Raw genomic sequence first — 18,458 nt, 5'->3', positions numbered from 1 at the left:
ATGCGTGTTCTTGGAGTATGACCTAGAAACCAAGACTATCCAGCAGATCATCTACCTGCTGCTGGTTGGTTACTACATCGGTACGGCCATCGGGGTTTACCACCGGGCCATTCAGCAATTCGGTGTTCAGCTCCAGCTTGCGCTCGGCAGGCAGGTATTCGATCAGCACCGTCAGCAGCTCGGACTCGAGGGTTTTGACCATTTCCATGACTTTCTTGATGACCTGGCCGGTCAAGTCCTGGAAGTCTTGTGCCATCACGATCTCTAGCAGCTGGTTGCTGGTTGCTTCGGTTTGTTTGGGAACCAGCGCCAGATAGCTGCGCGTATCCTGAGCCAGGGTCTTGAATTCCTCGGTAGTCAGCTTGTTGGCGTAGAGTAGTTCCCAGCGCTGGTTCAGCTGGTCCGCCCTGGCTTGCAAGTCGTCCTGGATAGGTTTGGCAATATCGGTAGCATTGAGTACGCGTTCTGCCGCATTCGCGGTCAGTGTTGCAATATAGCCCAGACGATCTTTGGCGTCGGGGATGGCATCGGCAACACGTTCCAGCGATTTGTCATAGCCCATTTCCCGCAAGGTATCGTGCAGCTTGCGTGTCATCTGGCCTATCTGTGCATACATGCCCAGAACTTTTTCCTGAGACATGTCGGCTGGCAAGGCGGCTGCTTTTGATTCTGGTGCCGATGCATTATTTACCGGCTGCGTAGCCGCAATACTGTCAAAAAGTGCTTCCAGCTCTGGAGAGTCGCCACTTTCAAGAAGGTGATCAGACACGATTACTCCTCCTCAACCGCTCAATGTTCGCGATGTTGATGTTATTTGTTTAGGTTCTGGAAGATTTTGTTCATCTTTTCTTCCAGAGTGGCGGCAGTAAACGGCTTGACGATGTAACCGCTGGCACCTGCGGTAGCTGCCTCGATGATGTTTTCACGCTTGGCTTCAGCGGTAATCATCAGGAAGGGCAGATGTTTCAGTTGCGCATCGGCGCGAACTGCGCGCAGCAGCTCGATCCCCGTCATGTTCGGCATGTTCCAGTCCGAAACAATGAAGTCGAAATGCTGTGTTTTCAGCTTGTGTAGTGCCACCTGGCCGTCCTCAGCTTCATCCACATTGGTGATGCCAAGTTCTTTCAACAGGTTGCGTACGATACGTCTCATGGTGGAGAAGTCATCCACCACGAGGAAACGAAGGTTTTTATCTGCCATTGGCGTTGTCCTGACCAAGTATTGGTGTTTAACCCGCTATTTTAGCGTTGCAGGAACGGAATTAAAGTATCTGCGAGGATTGCGGGGTCAAATTTTGCAACATAGGCGTCTACACCGACGCTGGTGCCCATGGCGCGGTTAGCGTTAGACGACAGGGACGAGTGCATGACAACCGGGATGCCGTTAAAGCGATGGTCGGATTTGATCAGTTTGGTCAGTACATAACCGTCCATCTCGGGCATTTCAGCATCTACCAGAATCAGTTTCAGCGTATCGTGCAGATTTTCGTTTTCCGACCAGTTGCGGTTGGCCAGCACCTGCAGCTTGTCCCAGGCTTCCTTGCCATTGTTTGCCTGGTGGTATTTCAGACCCATCTTGTCCAGCACACTACTGATTTCCTTGCGGGCAACAACCGAGTCATCGACAAAGAAGACATACTGGTCTTGCTCTAGTGCGGCAGTAGGGATGTCCGGTACGCGGGTTTCGCCTACCACGCTAGCCAGAATCTGCTCCACGTCCAGAATGGATACCAGCTTGCCGTCGTCCAGCTCGGTCACTGCGGTAATCAGGGTTTGCTGCGTGGTGCTCATTACGTTCTCTGGTGCGCGCACTTTATCCCAGTCCACGCGGATGATGCGGTCAACGGAGTCCACCAGAAAAGCCTGGGTGCTTTTGTTGAACTCGGTCACGATCATGGTGCCGTAGGTGGTGGTGTCCGTTTCACAGCCAATGAATTTGGCCAGGGAAATCACCGGGATAATGTTGCCACGCAGCGACAGTACACCTTCCACACCGAATGGCATGTTGGGGGTGCGCGTAATGAAAGGGGTTTGTGATACTTCGCGCACCTTGAACACGTTGATGCCGAACGTTTCCCGTGTTCCCAGCGAGAACAGCAGGATTTCCATTTTGTTTGACCCCGCCAGCTTGGTGCGGGCGTCGACACTGGCCAGAAGGGATGCGTCAGATGCTGCCATGGCTATTCCTTGTTTTTCCAGAGATTATTCAGGTAGCTCAGATTTTCAGCATCTCGCGAATTTTCATCGAGAGCTTCTGCGGTTCAAACTTGGATACATAGGCATCTACGCCTACCGATTCGCCCAGTTTCTGGTTGGACTGGCCCGACAGCGACGAATGCATCAGAACCGGGATGCCGGCAAAGCGGGGGTCGGACTTGATCATCTTGGTCAGCATGTAGCCGTCCATTTCCGGCATTTCCACGTCTGTCAGTACCAGGTGCACGATATCGCACAGTTTGCGGCCCGCCAGATCTGCCTGGCTGGCCATGCGCTGCAGGTCATCCCATGCGCGCATGCCGTTAATGGCGTAGGCATATTTCACCTGCATGGCCTGGAAAGTGCGCTCGATCTGTTTGCGGGCGACGGCCGAGTCGTCAGCAAAGTACACCATGCGCTCTTCTTTCAGTGGCTCGATGTTGACGAACTGGTGCTCGTCACCGTACATGGCGGTTTCTGCCAGTACTTTTTCCACGTCCATCATCATCACCAGCGTACCCGCATCCAGCTCGGTTACCGCCGTTACCAGGCCGCCCATGCGGTTGGTAATCATGTCTGGTGGTACACGCATCGCAGCCCAGTCCAAGCGCAGGATGGTATCAACTGCCTCTACCAGGAAACCCTGGGTATGGCCGTTGTACTCGGTCACGATCATGATTTCCGGGCGCTTGTCTGAAATGATGCCGGCGTATTTTGCCAGGTCGATCACAGGTACCAGGCTGCCACGCAGGCTGACCATGCCCTCGACCGAGGCCGGCATTTCCGGCGCCGAGGTAATCTCCGGCGTGCGCATGACTTCGCGGACCTTGAACACGTTAATGCCAAAGGTCTCCTTCCGGCCTGTGCGCTGGTCTACGCCTAGGGAGAAAAGAAGGATCTCCAGTTTGTTAGTGCCGGCCAGCTTGGTGCGGGCATCAATTTTTTTAAGTAGTTCAGACACGGAAACCTCCGGAGGTTGGCTGTCGTTCAACGTGGTCACTGACAATACTATTCATACTCTGTCCGCGGAAAAAGGCCAGGGCAAGTTTGTGTGCCCAGTTTATCGGCAAGATGCCGCGGTTGTCTCTTGTCCATTATCATACTGTTCAAGCATGTTTTACAAATGGATGTGTCGCAACTGAATGGGGTTTTACGAATGAAAGCAGACGAAGGTCAACTCCGCAGTGCGCTGGAGCACTTTAATAGTGTGACGGATGACCTGATTCAAGCCTATCAGTTGCTAGAGGCACAGGTGGCCGAGCTCAATGTGAAATTGCAGCTGGCCAATGACGAGCTGGTGGCCAAGTCGGTGGCCAACGAGCAGCTGGCTGCGCGCTTGTCCACGCTGTTGCAGGTAATGCCTGCCGGTGTGGTCGAGCTGGATGATGCGGGGCGCGTGGTTGCCATGAACGCTGCCGTGCATGGCTGGCTGCCGGATGTGCAACCTGGTCAGCCTTGGCAGCTGGGTGATCACTTTCATGAGAGTGAGCGCGACGGGGTTTATGTTCGCAAGCAGGACGCCATGCAGCTCTTTACTGTAGTGGCCTGCCCTTTGCCGGGGGCCGGCTCATTCCTGTTGCTGGTGGATGTGAGCAATCTGCACCAGCTGCATCAGCAACTGGCCCAGCAAGAGCGGCTGGCGGTGATGGGGCGCATGGCGGCGTCTTTGGCACACCAGATACGCACGCCCTTGGCGACGGCCTTGTTGTATGCGGCCAACTTGCAGCGCGATGACTTGCCGCCAGAGGGGCGTAGCCGTTTTGCCGGGAAGGTAATCAACCGGCTGCAGGCACTGGAAACGCTGGTACAGGACATGCTGCGGTTTGTGCGCATTGGCCCGGTGCGCGATGGGATGGAGTCAATCCGCCTTTCTTCGGTACTGTCGGAGCTTGAGGCGGTAGTGCAAGCCCAGCTGGCCGGGAAGCAACTGCAGTGGCACTTGCAGAGTGGAGAGGATGCCGCAGTGCTGGGGGGGCGTTCTGATCTGCTGGGTGCCTTGGTAAATCTGCTGGAAAATGCCTGTGAGCACGCGCCGCGTGGGTCTGTGGTAAGGCTTGAGGCCGGGGTGCAGCAGGGTTTTTACGTCATTCGGGTAATTGATCAGGGCGCAGGTGTGCCCGAGCAGGTAGAATCCCAGATCTTTGATCCCTTCTTTACCACAAGGGCAAATGGCACCGGGCTTGGCCTTGCCATTGTCAAGAGAGTGGTCGAGGATATGAAGGGGTCCATTGCGTACAAACATGATGACCGGGGCACGGTGTTCGAGCTGCAGCTGCCGGTTGTGCAATCCAACCATACAATTTGATGAGGGATGTATGAAGCCCATCGTGAAGGTAGAAGGTAAGACCGGCGTTATCTTGCTGATTGGACAGTTTGATTTCAACGTTCACAAAGACTTTCGTGCAGCCAGCCAGGAGTTGCTGGAGAACGCGGAAGTAAGCAGCATTGATGTTAACTTCGAGCAAGTACCATATCTGGACAGTTCGGCATTGGGCATGCTGCTGTTGCTGAAAGAGCGGGCCGGAGCGGCGGGCAAGGATCTGGCTTTGGTGAACTGCAAGGACACTGTGCGCCAGGTGCTGGAAATCGCCTGCTTCACCAAGTTGTTTACTATTCGTTGATAGCGCTTGGGCGCGGCGGCTCGCTAAGGTTTGGGGGTACGGGCTGGCCGGTGCCGGTCTGCGCGCTTGCCAGATAGCCTATCAAATGCCTCCGGGTTCATGCATGACATTGACCAAGGTGGCATGCATGGACTAATACGTATAGAAACATGGTGGCTTCGCCGGCTTTTTCGTTTAAATTGTGCGCATACTTAATCTAGATGGATTGCTGAGTCTATGGCTAAAAGAATTCTAACGGTGGACGACTCCGCCTCGATTCGCCAAATGGTTGCCTTCACCCTGAAAAGTGCCGGCTACGAAGTCGTCGAGGCTTCTGACGGCAATGCCGGGCTATCGAAGGCGCAAGCAGGGCAGGTGGACCTGGTGCTCACCGACCAGAACATGCCAGGCATGGATGGCCTGACACTGATCCGCTCGCTGCGCCGCCTGCCAAATTACGCCACAGTCCCCATCCTGATGCTGACAACAGAGTCTAGCGACCAGATGAAGGCCCAGGGCCGGGCAGCAGGTGCTACCGGCTGGCTGGTAAAGCCCTTCGATCCTCAAAAGCTGGTAGACGTTGTACGCCGCCTTGTCGGCTAATCATCAGAAAATCATTTTCAGGGGGCGTCCATGACTTTTGACATGTCGCAGTTTCATCAGGTGTTCTTTGATGAGACTGCAGAGCACTTAGTCAATATGGAATCGCTTCTACTGGCGATAAACGTACAGCAGCCAGAATCTGAAGACCTCAATGCCATTTTCCGTGCAGCGCACTCCATCAAAGGGGGGGCGGCCACATTCGGTTTCAGCGATCTGGCCGAGTTGACACATGTGCTGGAAAACCTGCTGGATAAGGTTCGCAAGAACGAGCTGCCGCTCAGCAGGGATATCGTTGATGCTTCATTGCTCTCCGGCGACCTGCTCAAGGAAATGCTGGCATTCCACCGTGGTGACGTACCCGTGGACGAGGCGCGCATTGCTGTACTCAAGCAAAAGCTGGAGCAGCTTTCCATTGCAGGCCATGCCGTACTGCCGCCGCCGGTTGCCGTTGCACAGCCCGTGGCCGCTGCGGCACCTGCTCGTTTGCATATTGAAATCTACCCACCCATTGCCATGCACGTTGAGGAGCTATGGCAGCGGCTAGCCGCATTGGGGAGTCTGCAGATCATGCAGGCACCGGACGAGCAGGCCGACCCGGTCATTCCTGCCCTGGCCTTGCTCAGTACGGAGTCCCCCTGTGACGATGTGGTGGAAATGCTTGCCTTCTTGTTGCCTCCCGAGGCATTCAAGGTAGTGGAAGATGTGACCATCGAAGATGACGGTGTCGGCTTCTTCTCCTTGCCGCCTATCGCTCCCTGTGGCGATATTGCTTTTGAAGAAGAGGGTTTTGGTCTTTTTGCCCCCTTGCCTGCCAGTCAGGTGGCCAGTTCTGGTGACATTGCTTTCGAAGAAGACGGTTTCGGCTTGTTTGCGCCGCTGCCCGCCGCACCTGCTGATGGCAAGGGTGATATCGCGTTTGAAGAAGACGGTTTCGGCTTGTTCACACCCCTACCTACGGTAGTTGCCACAGCGGCCCGCATCACGGCTAGTGTGGGCGCACCGGCCGCGGCCAAAGAGCCTGCTCGCTCCGAAGTGCGCAGCGCCCCGGCAGTGGTTGCGGGGGCGGGAGAGAACTCCATCCGTGTCAGTACCGACAAGGTCGATCTGCTGTTGAACCTGGTGGGCGAGCTGGTCATTACGCAGTCCATGCTGATGCAATACGGCTCCGGGCTTGACTCGGTTGAGCACGAGAATTTGCTTAATAGCATATCGCTACTGCAGCGCAACTCCCGCGAGCTGCAAGAAGCCGTGATGTCCATCCGCATGATGCCGATTGCGTTTGTATTCAACCGCTTCCCGCGTGTGGTACGTGACCTGGCAGGCAAGCTGGACAAGCAAGTCGAGCTGAAAATGGTGGGCGAGAATACCGAGCTGGATAAGGGCTTCATCGAGAAACTGTCCGACCCGCTGACGCATCTGGTGCGCAACAGTCTGGACCATGGCATCGAGTCGCCCGAGCAGCGCCGTGCCAAGGGCAAGAAGGAAACCGGCCTGTTGACGCTGCGCGCCTTCCACGAAGGGGGCAGCATCGTCATCGAGGTTACCGATGATGGCGCCGGCTTGCGTCGTGACAAGATCCTGTCCAAGGCACGTGAAAGTGCCCTGCCGGTGTCGGACACCATGAGTGATACCGAAGTGTGGGCATTGATCTTCGAGCCGGGCTTTTCTACGGCAGCCGAAGTCACCGATGTGTCCGGCCGTGGCGTCGGCATGGACGTGGTGCGCAAGAACATCGTGGCCATGGGTGGCCGTATCGATATCAGCAGCATGGTGGATATCGGTACTACCATGACCATCCGTTTGCCGCTTACGCTCGCCATCATGGACGGTATGTCCATCAAGATTGCCGACGAAACCTATGTTTTGCCGCTGAACTACATTCTGGAGTCGCTGCAGCCCAAGCCCAGCGAGGTCAAGACCATTGCCGGGCGCGGCCAGGTAGTGAGTGTGCGCGGTGAGTACCTGCCGATTGTCAGCGTGGCGGAATACTTTTCCATTGATGCTCCGGCGTCGCAGCCCGATAAATCCATTCTGATCATTGTGGAATCCAGTGGCCAGAAAGTGGCACTGATGGTGGACGAGCTGCTGGGGCAGCAACAGTTTGTGGTGAAAAACCTGGAAGCCAATTACCGCAAGGTAGAGGGGCTGTCCGGTGCCACCATTATGGGGGATGGTCGCGTCGCGCTGATTCTGGACGTCGCGGCCATTGTCCGGGTGAATTTACAAAAAGCGCACGGTGAAATACTGACAGCGCAGCTTCATTAACAGGTGCTAGTGATGGGTGTTGCCACCATGGACGCTAACAACAGCAGTGATACCGACAAAGCCCGGCGTGAATACCTGGTGTTTGCGCTGGGTAAGGAAGAGTACGGTATCGATATTCTCAAAGTGCAGGAGATCCGTGGCTACGACGCGGTAACCCGCCTGGCGAAATCGCCCAGCTTCATCAAGGGGGTGATCAATCTACGCGGGCATATCGTGCCTATCGTGGATATGCGCATCAAGTTTGATGTGGGCAACGTCATTTATAACGACTTCACCGTGGTCATTATCCTGAACGTGCTCAACCGCACCGTAGGCATGGTAGTGGATGGGGTGTCTGATGTGATCGAGCTATCTGGTGATGACATCCGCCCGGCACCAGAATTTGGCGCGGTGATGAACACCAACTACATCCAGGGCCTGGGGGTAGTGGGGGAGCGCATGATCATCATGGTGGATATCGAAAAGCTGATGAGCAGTGACGAGATGGCGTTGATGGATGCAGCGGTTGCGGCCAACGTTTAAAACAGGGGAAAAGGCATGAAAGTCAAACAGTTACTGGTTATCGGTTTCGGCGTGCTGCTGGCCCTGATCGCCGCATCGTCTATCCTGGCGGTACTCCGGCTGCAGACCATTATCGACAGTGGTGTGGAAATTACCGAGAACCACATGCCGCGTGCCAGTGCGGTAAACAAGATTGTGGATAACGTCAATGCCACGGCGCGCGGGGTGCGTACCGCCTTGCTGGCGGATGACCCGCAGGTAGCGGGCTCGCAAGTCAAAGAGCTGGATGAGCAACTCAAGAACATCGATGCCTCTCTGGAAATATTGAAACAGCACCCGCCGGAGGAAGAGTCGGTGGCCATGCAGGCCACACTGGTGAAGGCCGACCAGGAATACCGTGCTGCCTTGCGCCAGTTTGCCGTGTTGTTCAATGCCGGCCAGCTGCCAGAGGCCAAGGCTTTCCTGTTTTCACATCTGCGTGATAGCCAGAAAGTTTACCTGAATGCTATTGATACGCTGGTGACGTACGAAGAAGGCATGGCGAAGGAGCACGGCGTCAGCTTGCAGCAAGATGCCAACACCTCATTACAGATCACCGAAGGCTTCTTGGTTGCATCGCTGATTATCGGCCTGTTGGCCGCTTACCTGATTGGCCGCTCGTTGTTCCGCGTGATTGGTGGCGAGCCGTCCGATGCTGCCAAGCTGATGCAAGAGCTGGCTACCGGCGAGGTAAGCAGCACGCTGCAGGTTGCCGAAAAAGATACCAGCAGCCTGTTTTACTACATCAAGCAGGCGGCCGACAAAGCCATCGAAAACATCCGCATCCGCAATGCGCTGGACGCCGCGGCCACCAATGTGATGATTGCCAATGCCGAGAACATCGTGGTTTACGCTAACCGCGCTGTGGGCGACATGCTGCAGAACGCCGAAGCCGACATCAAGAAAGAGCTGCCGGGCTTTAGCGCCCGCGACCTGGTAGGCAGCAATATCGATGGCTTCCACAAGCGCCCGGAGCACCAGCGCAGCATGCTGGCCAGCATGCGCTCGCCGCATAAAGCCACCATCCAGGTAGGGGTGCGTACCTTTGTGTTGTTTGTCACTCCTATCATGAACAAACAAGGCGCCGCCCTGGGTACCGTAGTGGAATGGCAGGATATTACCGAGCAGCTCAAGCGCGAAGCACAGGAACAGCAAAAACGCGAAGCCGACCTGCGCCTGCTGGAAGAAAACACCCGTATCCGCAAAGCGCTGGACAATGTGTCGTCCAACGTGATGATTGCCGACAACGACCGCAACATCATCTACCTGAACCGCAGCGTGCAAGACATGCTGCAAGTGGCCGAGCACGACATCAAGCGTGTACTGCCAAACTTTGACGCCCGCAAGCTGCAGGGCGCCAATATGGATGTATTCCACCGCAACCCGGCACACCAGCGCGGCTTGCTGGAAGCACTGAAAACCACGCATGCCAGCCAGATCAGTGTGGGTGGTCGTACCTTCCGCCTGACGGCAAACCCGGTATTCAGCGATACCGGCGAGCGCATCGGCTCGGTCGTAGAGTGGGCCGACCGTACCGAAGAGGTGCGTGTGGAAAAAGAAGTGTCCGAAGTGGTGGGCGCTGCTGCCAACGGTGACTTCAGCCAGCGCATCCCGATGGATGGCAAAACCGGTTTCTTTGCTGCCTTGTCTGGCCAGGTTAACCAGCTGCTGGACGTGTCCAGCCGTGGCCTGGGCGATATTGCCCAGGTACTGTCCGGCCTGGCTGCCGGCGACCTGACCCGCACCATCGATGCCGAATACGAAGGCATGTTTGGCCAGCTGCGCAACGATACCAACCAGACCGTGGCGCGCCTGAAAGAGATTGTCGGCAACATCAAGGAATCCACCGACGCCATCAATACCGCTGCGCAGGAAATCTCGGCCGGTAACATCAACCTGTCCAGCCGTACCGAGCAGCAAGCTGCCAGCCTGGAAGAAACCGCCTCCAGCATGGAAGAAATCACCAGCACGGTGAAGCAGAACGCGGAAAACTCGCGCAAGGCCAACAGCCTGGCGGTGGGCGCATCCGATATTGCCTCTCGTGGCGGTGTGGTGGTGGGCAAAGTGGTGTCCACCATGAACGAGATCAACGAAAGTGCCACCAAAATCGTTGACATCATCAGCGTGATCGACGGCATTGCCTTCCAGACCAATATTCTGGCGCTGAACGCGGCGGTCGAAGCCGCCCGCGCCGGCGAGCAGGGCCGGGGCTTTGCCGTGGTCGCCAGCGAGGTGCGCAACCTGGCGCAGCGCTCGGCCGCTGCCGCCAAGGAAATCAAGGGCCTGATTGGCGACTCGGTAGAAAAAGTGGAGTCGGGCACCCGTCTGGTGGACGAAGCCGGCCGCACCATGGAAGAGATCGTATCCTCCATCCGCCGTGTCACCGATATCATGAGCGAAATCTCGGCCGCTTCCATCGAGCAGAGCTCGGGTATCGAGCAAGTCAACTTGGCCGTGAGCCAGATGGACGAAAACACGCAGAAGAATGCCGCACTGGTTGAAGAGGCCGCTGCCGCTGCCGAATCGCTGGAAGAGCAGGCATCCAATCTGCGTGATGCGGTGGCTATCTTCAAGCTGGACCAGTTCGGTAGCGTAGCCAGTCAGCGTAAAAAGCCGCAAGCCAGCGTGCTGGTACCGCAAGCCGCCGCACCTGTGCGTAAAGCCTTGCCCGCCATGAACCACCAGGCAGTACGACCGGCCGCCACGGATGAAGGCGAGTGGGAGGAGTTCTGAGCACCGCTAGCGATAAGGAAAGCATCTTTGCGCGGGATCTTCATTTCTCCGATGAAGATTTCCGCATCATCCGCGAGCTGCTTTACGACAAAACCGGTATTGCCCTGAGTGCGGTAAAGAATCATATGGCGTACGCCAGGCTGGCCAAACACGTGCGCCGGCTTGGTGTGGCCAACTTTGCCGACTATCTGGCGTTGTTGCGTTCAGAGGACGGGGCACACGAGTGGGAGCACTTCATCAATGCGCTTACCACCAACCTGACCTCGTTTTTCCGCGAGCAGCACCACTTCGACATTCTGCATCAGCACGCCCTGCAGCACGCCGACCGCGGTGAAGCCTACCGCGTGTGGAGCTCAGCCTCATCGACCGGTGAAGAGCCCTATTCAATCGCCATGACGCTGGACCCGGCTGTAAGGTCGGGCAATTATCATATCTTGGCGTCGGATATCGATACCAATGTCTTGAAGAAGGCCGCGGGTGGGGTGTACGCTCTCGATAGGATAGCCAAGCTTAGTGACCAGCAGCTCAAACAGTACTTTCTGCGCGGGCGTGGCCAGAACGAAGGCATGGTCAAGATCAAGTCGGGCCTGATGCGCAATATGGAGTTTCGCCAGATCAATCTGGTGGACCGCAGCTGGCCACAGCTAGGCATGTTTGACGTGATCTTCTGCCGCAATGTGCTGATCTATTTCGATAAGCCTACGCAAGCTGGAATCCTGGAGCACTTTGCCCAGTACCTGAAGCCGCATGGCCTGTTATTGCTGGGGCATTCCGAGAATATCCAGCATATTACCGATACCTTTTCGCCCTGCGGCAAGACAGCCTACCGCCTGGCGAGTGGAAAAACACCATGAATCCGGAGCGCAAGATACGCGTGGTCGTAGTTGATGATTCGGCGCTGATACGCGAGCTGCTAGGCAAGATCATCAATGAACAAGACGATATGGAAGTGGTGGCTTTTGCGCCCGACCCGGTGGCTGCGCGTGAACGCATCCGTGAAACCAACCCGGACGTGATTACCCTTGATGTTGAAATGCCTAAAATGGATGGCCTGGAGTTCCTGCGCCGTCTGATGAGCTTGCGGCCAACCCCGGTGCTCATGATTTCCTCCCTGACGGCAAACGGCTCGGAAACCGCGCTGCGCGCACTGGAGCTGGGCGCGGTTGACTGTATCGCCAAACCGCAGCTGGATATCAGCCGTGGCATGCTGGACTATGCCGAGAAGATCTGCGAAAAAATCCGCATGGCCGCAGGCGCGCGCGTGCGGCTACCGGTGCGTTTTATCCAGCGTGACAACACCGCTGTTCCAGTACGAGCGCCAGCAGCGTCTGCCATTTTGCGGCGCGATGCCATTATTGTGGTGGGGGCCTCTACCGGTGGTACCGAGGCATTGCGCGAGTTCCTGTCTGCGTTGCCGGCTGATACGCCACCAGTACTGGTGGTGCAACATATGCCGGAAAACTTCACCTTGTCGTTTGCGCGCAGGCTGGATCAGTGCTGTGCCATGTCGGTCTGTGAAGCCACCGACGGGCAGCCAGTCTTGCCCGGGCATGTCTATATTGCGCCTGGTCATTCCCACCTTAGCCTGCGCAAGGTGGCAAGCGGTTTTGTTACCGAGCTGAGCCAGAGCGAGCCGGTGAATCGCCACCGGCCTGCTGTCGATGTGCTGTTTGACTCTGCGGCCAACCTGCTGGGCAAGCGTGCCGTCGGGGTGATTCTTACCGGCATGGGGCGTGATGGTGCGGCAGGCATGCTGCGCATGCGCGAAGCCGGGGCATTCAATATCGGGCAGGATCAGGCTTCCTGTGTGGTGTATGGCATGCCACGGGCCGCTTACGACATCGGTGCCGTACACGAGGTGGCACCTCTGGACAAAGTTGCCGAGCGCGTGCTGGCCTACCTGGCGGGCAAGTCGACGCGGGAGGCCGGATGAGCATCGCCGGTACGGCACATCACCGATATTTTGATAAAAGCTTTAACCGTGCAGCGGCCAAGCTGCTGCCTGGGGAGTACGAAGCCTCCGCAGATGGCCTGCTGCTGGTTACCGTGCTGGGCTCCTGTGTGTCGGCCTGCCTGCGCGATCGCAAGACCGGCATTGCCGGCATGAACCACTTCATGCTGCCAGATCAGGGCAGCAGCAATAGCGACCGCCTGATGCCCGCACGGTTTGGTACCCATGCCATGGAGCTGCTGATCAACGACATGCTCAAGCTGGGTGCCAACCGCAGCACGCTGGAAGCCAAGGTATTTGGCGGCGGTAACGTGATTGCCGGCATGACCACGGTGAATGTGGGCCAGCGTAATGCCGGTTTTGTGCGCGCCTTCCTGGCGCAGGAAAACATTCCCATTGTGGCGGAAGACCTGGGGCTGGATATTGCGCGCAAGATCTATTTTTTTACCGATACCGGCAAGGTGATGGTGAAGAAGATCAACCCGCAACAGACCCTGGTGCAGGAGGAGGAAAGCTACCGCCGCCGCATCGACCGCGATACCGAGCAGAAGCAAGGTGGCGATATCGACCTGTTCATTTAGCGCTGCCGCTCCGGTATGCAGAACAAAAGCTTGGCCGCGGCCAAGCTTTTTTGCGCCTAGCGTTCCAGTAGCGGCAGTTTGCCGCTTTGCGTGGCCCAGAGTTCGTGCTCCGGCAGCGGGGCTTTCTGGCTGCTGATCACCGGCCACTGCGCCGCCAGCTCGGCATTCAGCGCCAGCATGTGCGCCTGGTCTGCGGGCAGGTCGCTGTCGGTGGTGATGGCATCGATGGGGCACTCGGCAATGCATAGCGTGCAGTCGATGCATTCGTCCGGGTCGATGGCCAGAAAGTTGGGCCCTTCGTGAAAGCAGTCCACCGGGCACACCGTCACGCAATCGGTGTATTTGCATTTGATACAGGCTTCGGTTACAACGTGCGTCATGCTGCGGCTCCCGCGCTTGCTTGTTCATCTACTCATTGTTGTTGTCTTTTCCTGCTATGTCAGCCTCGTTTGTTAACACGCCATACCGTGGCCGTTTTGCCCCCAGCCCTACTGGCCTGTTGCATGCCGGCTCGCTCACCACGGCAGTGGGCAGCTATCTGGAGGCGCATCGTCATGGTGGCCAATGGTGGTTGCGCATGGAAGACCTGGACCCGCCACGCGAAATGCCCGGCGCCGCGAGCGCGATTTTGCATACGCTGGAAGCATTCGGCTTTGAATGGCAGGGTGAGCTGGCCTGGCAGCACGACCGTCATGACTTGTACCGTGCAGCACTGGATCAGTTGATCGACGCCGGCTACGCCTATGGCTGTGCCTGCACGCGCAAGGAAATTGCCGAATCGGGCCTGCGTGGCGTGGATGGCACGGTCTACCCCGGCACTTGCCGCCACGGCGTGGCCGCGGGGCGGCAGGCGCGGGCGTGGCGGTTGCGTGTGCCCGACGCCGAGCTGGCGTTTGATGACCGGCTACAGGGGCATTACGCCCAGCAGCTGCAGCGCGATATCGGCGACGTGGTGCTGCTGCGGGCCGATGGCTTCTGGGCTTACCAGCTGGCGGTGGTGGTGGACGATATCGCGCAGGGCATGACCGATATCGTGCGCGGTGCCGACTTGCTGGTGTCCACGCCGCGCCAGCTGTGGTTGCGCCAGTGTCTGGGTGGCGCAGTCGTGACGCATTGCCACCTGCCGGTGATGGTGAATGCGGCGGGAGAGAAACTCTCCAAGCAGACGCTGGCACCGGCGATTGATGCGGCCAACGTTGTACAGCCGCTGCGCGATGCGCTGGCCAGGCTGGGGCACCCGGTGCCGGCGTACGTACAGACACGCGACGAGATATGGCAGTGGGCGCGACAAAACTGGCAGCTTACGCAGGTGCCTGCCGGGCCTATCGTCCTGGCATAGCCAAAAAACGCTATAATTTTGTGCACAGCAGCAGGGCCTCCTCATCGGGGCCCTGTTTGTTTTGTGACGCCGTGCAACCCGCCCTGTACGGCATGGCCACGCCCCGAGACAGGGGTGGGCCTGTGGACACCAGCAAAACCCAAGAACAATCAGGACTTTCCATGCAATACCTCATTCCCCGTGCGGCCTGGCCGCGCATTGTGATTTCAGCTGTTTACTCCGTTTGCCAGGGAGGCCGCCATGACTAAGGCTGCGCCGGGCAAGCTCGGCTTCTGGATGTGTACCGCCCTGGTGGTGGGCAATATGATCGGCTCCGGCGTGTTTCTGCTGCCGGCGTCGCTGGCGCAATACGGTGGTTCGTCGTTGATCGGCTGGACCATTACCTCGCTGGGCGCCATCTGCCTGGCGCTGGTGTTTGCCAAGCTGGCTACCCTGCTGCCGCATAAAGCCGGTGGCCCTTACGCCTATATTCACGAAGGTTTTGGCGACTTTGCCGGTTTCCTGATTGCCTGGGGCTACTGGATCGCGCTATGGGCCGGTAACGCTGCGCTGACCGTGGCCGGTGTCAGCTACCTGGGGGTGTTCTTCCCGGTGCTGAACCAGAGCAACCTGGCCGCCGGTGCCACCGCCATCGGCCTGATCTGGCTGGTGACCTGGATCAATAGCCGCGGCCCGCAAAGCTCCGGCCGCGTGGCGATTGTCACCACGCTGATCAAGCTGCTGCCGCTGGGCGGCGTCACCATTGCCGGCCTGATGTACCTGAACCCCGACTTTGTGCAGTTCAACCCGCAACACAAGCCGCTGGGCGAGGCGATCCCTGCCACCATGGCGCTGACACTGTGGGCGTTTCTGGGGCTGGAGTCGGCCTCGGTGCCGGCGGGTGACGTGGATCAGCCGGAGCGCACTATCCCGCGCGCTACCGTGCTGGGCACGCTGATTGCCGCCGGCCTGTACATCCTTAGCACCATCGCGCTGCAGGGGCTGATGCCGGCCAGCCAGTTGGCCGCATCCAGCGCACCGTTTGCCGATGCAGCACGCCACCTGTGGGGCAGCTGGGCGTATTACGCGGTAGGTCTGGGCGCGGTAGTGTCCTGTTTTGGCGCGCTGAACGGCTGGTGCCTGATGCAGGGCCATATTCCGGCCGCGGCCGCACGCGACCATTTGTTCCCGCGCTTCTTCGTGCGTGAAAACAAAGCCGGTGTGCCTATCGTGGGCTTGCTGCTGTCCACCGTGCTGGTGACCATCCTGCTGGCCAGCAAGTACGCTGGCGGCGATAGCGGCGTGCAAATCTTCGAGTTTGTCATCCTGCTGGCTACCGCCACTACGCTGCTGCCGTACGCCTTCTGCGCCATGGCGCTGCTGGCCGTGATGCTGAAGCGCCATCGGCAGTTCAGCCGCCGCGACTGGTACGCACCGCTGGCGTTCTCGTTTGGCGGCTTCATCTTTGCCATGTGGACCATCTACGGCTCCGGTGCCGAGGTGGTGATGTGGGGTGTGCTGCTGCTGCTGGCCGGCCTGCCTATTTATCTGTGGCAGCTGCGCGAGCGCCTGGTGAAAGGCTAAGCAGGGCAGGGTAGCTTGCGGCCAACATGACAGCAGGCCAGGCGTACTCGGTACGCCTGGCCTGGTTTTTTTGCGGCCAACCTTGGCGCTGGTCAGTCCAGCTTGAATGGGATCAGGTGGTTTTCGCCGTGTAGCAGACTGTGCGCCCCGCTAGCGTTTGCGCCAGGCATTGCAGTTTCTAGCAGGGGAGCACTTTCTGCCGCGCGGCCAAAAGTCTGCACCGCGGCCCGTAGCACCAGTGATTTTTCCAGCGGTGCCAAGTGTGCGGTAACTTGCTGCAGTGTATCTTGTAGCAAAGTGGCGTATGGCCGGCCGGGGCCAGCCAGCCGCGCGGCATGTTCGCTATAGCTTTCCAGATTGGCAAGAATCTCGTCCATCGATAGTGACGGCATGGCGCTCTCCGGTATGGCCTGTGCCGTCAAACCCTGGCGGGCTGGCAGCGTGATGGCAGAAGGGTAAAATGTGGTGGCTTGGTGTTGTGCCATGGCTATCTTGTGCGCTTGAATTGTCCGGTATGTGTCGGCATGGTAAGCATGGTGGTAATGTTTTGCCGGCCAAAGCCCGTTGTCGCAAGACATTTGATAGCTATATAGCATAGCGCATTGGCTATGCCTGTTCATCTGTTCAAAACCCGGTGAACTGTCGCCACAGTGCTGCCAAATCCAGCTTGCCAAGCCACGCCGTGGCAACGATAATGCGCGCATTCCGCAGGAGAGAGCGGTTTGCCCACCGGGCAGAACCGCCGCCGAAGGCGCAAGTGCACCCGCAATCGCTCAGGCAAAAGGACTGCAAGAATCGGGGTTTCCCCGCAGAATCTGGAGAGCGGCGCACAGGATGCGCCCACCGAAGGGGCTAACGGCGCAATGCCGGAAAATCTCAGGTGCAGGGACAGAGGGGTGTGAGAAACAGAGGAAACTCACGCTCGTACAAGGACCTGCCATGACAGCCCCGCAACGTACCCCCCTATTTGATGCCCACGTGGCTTCCGGCGCGAAAATGGTTGATTTCGCTGGCTGGGAAATGCCTATCCATTATGGCTCGCAGCTGAAAGAGCACGAAATCGTGCGTAGCGACGCCGGCATGTTTGATGTATCCCACATGACCGTGGTGGATATCACCGGTAGCGACGCCAAGGCCTGGCTGCAAAAGCTGATTGCCAATGACGTGGCCAAGCTGGGTTTCGAGGGCAAGGCGCTGTATTCCGGCATGCTGAACGAACAAGGCGGTGTGGTAGACGATCTGATCGTATACCTCACCGCTTTTGGTTATCGCATGGTGGTAAACGCCGGCACCACCGAAAAAGACCTGGCCTGGATGGACAAGCAAGCCGCCGGTTTCGATGTGAAGCTGCAAGTGCGCCGTGACCTGGCCATGCTGGCTGTGCAAGGCCCTACCGCCATCGACAAGGTGTGCAGCGTCAAGCCAGCGCTGGCCGATGCTATCCGCGCGTTGAAAGTGTTCCAGGGTCTGCCGTCCGGCGAGTGGTTCTTTGCCCGCACCGGTTACACCGGTGAAGACGGCCTGGAAATCATGATCCCCGCTACCGAAGCCATCACCTTCTTCAACGAGCTGAAAGACGCCGGCGTAGCCCCGATCGGCCTGGGCGCCCGCGACACGCTGCGCCTGGAAGCCGGCATGAACCTGTACGGCCACGACATGGACGAGACCGTCTCCCCGCTGGAAGCCGGCATGGGCTGGACCATCGCCATGACCGAAGGCCGCGACTTTATCGGCCGCGGCGCGCTGGAAGCCCAGAAGGCAGCCGGTGTGGCCATGAAGCAAGTCGGCCTGGTGCTGGAAGGCCGTGGCGTACTGCGCGAAGGCCAGAAAGTGGTGGTAGACGGCATCGGTGAAGGCATCATCACCAGCGGCACCTTCTCGCCCACCCTCAAGCATTCCATCGCCATCGCCCGTGTCCCGGCTGCTACCGGTGCTACCGCCCAGGTAGACCTGCGCGGCACGCTGACCGACGTGCGTGTGGTGAAAATGCCGTTCGTGCGTAACGGCAAGAAAGTTTTTGATTAAGCTGGTGTATAACGACGGGGCGAGCGAGCGCCTGCCCCCGTCACACCATCACGACACATTTTT

At 58.1% G+C, this 18,458-nt stretch carries 18 protein-coding genes and 2 riboswitches; of the genes, 12 read left to right on the top strand and 6 right to left on the bottom strand.

The window, feature by feature from the left end:
• Positions 1-22 precede the first annotated feature (22 nt).
• From cheZ to PQU95_RS08470, 4 genes are read right to left on the bottom strand one after another with little or no spacing between them, the layout of a single operon-like run.
• On the bottom strand, positions 23-769 hold the full coding sequence (gene cheZ / locus PQU95_RS08485; RefSeq protein WP_272751597.1) for a protein phosphatase CheZ: 747 nt from the start codon (positions 767-769) through the stop codon (positions 23-25).
• 41 nt (positions 770-810) lie between these two features.
• Positions 811-1,200, bottom strand: coding sequence for a chemotaxis response regulator CheY (gene cheY / locus PQU95_RS08480; protein WP_017507038.1), 390 nt, complete (start codon positions 1,198-1,200; stop codon positions 811-813).
• A gap of 41 nt (positions 1,201-1,241) precedes the next feature.
• Positions 1,242-2,177: a chemotaxis protein gene (locus PQU95_RS08475; protein WP_272751596.1), complete on the bottom strand. Its 936-nt coding sequence runs from the start codon at positions 2,175-2,177 to the stop codon at positions 1,242-1,244.
• A gap of 37 nt (positions 2,178-2,214) precedes the next feature.
• Positions 2,215-3,156 (bottom strand): chemotaxis protein, encoded by a 942-nt coding sequence (locus PQU95_RS08470; protein ID WP_272751595.1) that lies wholly within the window; start codon positions 3,154-3,156, stop codon positions 2,215-2,217.
• Positions 3,157-3,282: 126 nt separating this feature from the next.
• Here PQU95_RS08470 and PQU95_RS08465 point away from each other — a divergent pair, with 126 nt between their 5' ends.
• The 9 genes from PQU95_RS08465 to cheD all read left to right on the top strand — a co-directional run bounded on the left by PQU95_RS08465 (position 3,283) and on the right by cheD (position 13,468).
• The gene (locus PQU95_RS08465) at positions 3,283-4,500 is read left to right on the top strand and encodes a sensor histidine kinase (protein WP_272751594.1); all 1,218 of its coding nucleotides are present in this window, start codon (positions 3,283-3,285) and stop codon (positions 4,498-4,500) included.
• 10 nt (positions 4,501-4,510) lie between these two features.
• Positions 4,511-4,816: an STAS domain-containing protein gene (locus PQU95_RS08460; RefSeq protein ID WP_272751593.1), complete on the top strand. Its 306-nt coding sequence runs from the start codon at positions 4,511-4,513 to the stop codon at positions 4,814-4,816.
• 216 nt (positions 4,817-5,032) lie between these two features.
• A complete protein-coding gene (locus PQU95_RS08455; protein WP_272751592.1) occupies positions 5,033-5,398 on the top strand; it encodes a response regulator in 366 nt (121 codons plus the stop codon).
• A 30-nt stretch (positions 5,399-5,428) separates the two neighbouring features.
• Positions 5,429-7,663, top strand: coding sequence for a chemotaxis protein CheW (locus PQU95_RS08450; RefSeq protein WP_272751591.1), 2,235 nt, complete (start codon positions 5,429-5,431; stop codon positions 7,661-7,663).
• 27 nt (positions 7,664-7,690) lie between these two features.
• A complete protein-coding gene (locus tag PQU95_RS08445) occupies positions 7,691-8,185 on the top strand; it encodes a chemotaxis protein CheW (RefSeq protein WP_170252970.1) in 495 nt (164 codons plus the stop codon).
• Positions 8,186-8,200: 15 nt separating this feature from the next.
• Positions 8,201-10,936 (top strand): methyl-accepting chemotaxis protein, encoded by a 2,736-nt coding sequence (locus tag PQU95_RS18525; protein ID WP_373321387.1) that lies wholly within the window; start codon positions 8,201-8,203, stop codon positions 10,934-10,936.
• Positions 10,921-11,790 (top strand): CheR family methyltransferase, encoded by an 870-nt coding sequence (locus PQU95_RS08430; RefSeq protein ID WP_272751590.1) that lies wholly within the window; start codon positions 10,921-10,923, stop codon positions 11,788-11,790. The genes PQU95_RS18525 and PQU95_RS08430 overlap by 16 nt, the downstream gene beginning before the upstream one ends.
• A complete protein-coding gene (locus PQU95_RS08425; RefSeq protein WP_272751589.1) occupies positions 11,787-12,869 on the top strand; it encodes a protein-glutamate methylesterase/protein-glutamine glutaminase in 1,083 nt (360 codons plus the stop codon). Before PQU95_RS08430 ends, PQU95_RS08425 begins: the two co-directional genes overlap by 4 nt.
• Entirely contained in the window at positions 12,866-13,468 is a 603-nt protein-coding gene (cheD, locus tag PQU95_RS08420) for a chemoreceptor glutamine deamidase CheD (RefSeq protein ID WP_272751588.1), read from the top strand. Before PQU95_RS08425 ends, cheD begins: the two co-directional genes overlap by 4 nt.
• 56 nt (positions 13,469-13,524) lie before the next feature.
• On the opposite strand, the gene fdxA is transcribed toward cheD, so the two are convergent.
• The gene (gene fdxA, locus PQU95_RS08415; protein ID WP_272751587.1) at positions 13,525-13,848 is read right to left on the bottom strand and encodes a ferredoxin FdxA; all 324 of its coding nucleotides are present in this window, start codon (positions 13,846-13,848) and stop codon (positions 13,525-13,527) included.
• Positions 13,849-13,904: 56 nt separating this feature from the next.
• On the opposite strand from fdxA, the gene gluQRS reads away from it, so the two are divergent.
• Positions 13,905-14,807 (top strand): tRNA glutamyl-Q(34) synthetase GluQRS, encoded by a 903-nt coding sequence (gene gluQRS / locus PQU95_RS08410; protein ID WP_272751586.1) that lies wholly within the window; start codon positions 13,905-13,907, stop codon positions 14,805-14,807.
• 240 nt (positions 14,808-15,047) lie between these two features.
• Positions 15,048-16,370, top strand: a complete 1,323-nt coding sequence (locus tag PQU95_RS08405) for an amino acid permease (RefSeq protein WP_272751585.1) — start codon at positions 15,048-15,050, stop codon at positions 16,368-16,370.
• A 92-nt stretch (positions 16,371-16,462) separates the two neighbouring features.
• On the opposite strand, the gene PQU95_RS08400 is transcribed toward PQU95_RS08405, so the two are convergent.
• Complete coding sequence (locus tag PQU95_RS08400) at positions 16,463-16,855, bottom strand: hypothetical protein (RefSeq protein WP_272751584.1); 393 nt, start codon at positions 16,853-16,855, stop codon at positions 16,463-16,465.
• A 213-nt stretch (positions 16,856-17,068) separates the two neighbouring features.
• Positions 17,069-17,169: riboswitch (glycine riboswitch) on the top strand.
• 6 nt (positions 17,170-17,175) lie between these two features.
• Positions 17,176-17,272, top strand: a riboswitch (glycine riboswitch).
• Between the two features lie 37 nt (positions 17,273-17,309).
• On the opposite strand from PQU95_RS08400, the gene gcvT reads away from it, so the two are divergent.
• Positions 17,310-18,395 carry a glycine cleavage system aminomethyltransferase GcvT gene (gcvT, locus tag PQU95_RS08395; RefSeq protein ID WP_272751583.1) on the top strand — a complete coding sequence of 362 codons (1,086 nt, stop codon included), beginning with the start codon at positions 17,310-17,312 and terminating at the stop codon, positions 18,393-18,395.
• Positions 18,396-18,458 lie beyond the last annotated feature (63 nt).

Source organism: Vogesella aquatica (genome assembly GCF_028548455.1).
Lineage (GTDB): Bacteria > Pseudomonadota > Gammaproteobacteria > Burkholderiales > Chromobacteriaceae > Vogesella > Vogesella aquatica.
Note: the sequence above shows the minus strand (reverse complement) of the source record. Positions and strands in the feature narration are given on the sequence as shown.

Bases quoted from the DNA above. Each gene is read 5' to 3' on its own strand.
- cheY (WP_017507038.1), bottom strand. From the start codon at position 1,200: ATGGCAGATAAAAACCTTCGTTTCCTCGTGGTGGATGACTTCTCCACC.
- PQU95_RS08475 (WP_272751596.1), bottom strand. From the start codon at position 2,177: ATGGCAGCATCTGACGCATCCCTTCTGGCCAGTGTCGACGCCCGCACC.
- PQU95_RS08460 (WP_272751593.1), top strand. From the start codon at position 4,511: ATGAAGCCCATCGTGAAGGTAGAAGGTAAGACCGGCGTTATCTTGCTG.
- PQU95_RS08455 (WP_272751592.1), top strand. From the start codon at position 5,033: ATGGCTAAAAGAATTCTAACGGTGGACGACTCCGCCTCGATTCGCCAA.
- PQU95_RS08450 (WP_272751591.1), top strand. From the start codon at position 5,429: ATGACTTTTGACATGTCGCAGTTTCATCAGGTGTTCTTTGATGAGACT.
- PQU95_RS08445 (WP_170252970.1), top strand. From the start codon at position 7,691: ATGGACGCTAACAACAGCAGTGATACCGACAAAGCCCGGCGTGAATAC.
- PQU95_RS18525 (WP_373321387.1), top strand. From the start codon at position 8,201: ATGAAAGTCAAACAGTTACTGGTTATCGGTTTCGGCGTGCTGCTGGCC.
- PQU95_RS08425 (WP_272751589.1), top strand. From the start codon at position 11,787: ATGAATCCGGAGCGCAAGATACGCGTGGTCGTAGTTGATGATTCGGCG.
- cheD (WP_272751588.1), top strand. From the start codon at position 12,866: ATGAGCATCGCCGGTACGGCACATCACCGATATTTTGATAAAAGCTTT.
- fdxA (WP_272751587.1), bottom strand. From the start codon at position 13,848: ATGACGCACGTTGTAACCGAAGCCTGTATCAAATGCAAATACACCGAT.
- gluQRS (WP_272751586.1), top strand. From the start codon at position 13,905: ATGTCAGCCTCGTTTGTTAACACGCCATACCGTGGCCGTTTTGCCCCC.
- PQU95_RS08405 (WP_272751585.1), top strand. From the start codon at position 15,048: ATGACTAAGGCTGCGCCGGGCAAGCTCGGCTTCTGGATGTGTACCGCC.
- PQU95_RS08400 (WP_272751584.1), bottom strand. From the start codon at position 16,855: ATGGCACAACACCAAGCCACCACATTTTACCCTTCTGCCATCACGCTG.
- gcvT (WP_272751583.1), top strand. From the start codon at position 17,310: ATGACAGCCCCGCAACGTACCCCCCTATTTGATGCCCACGTGGCTTCC.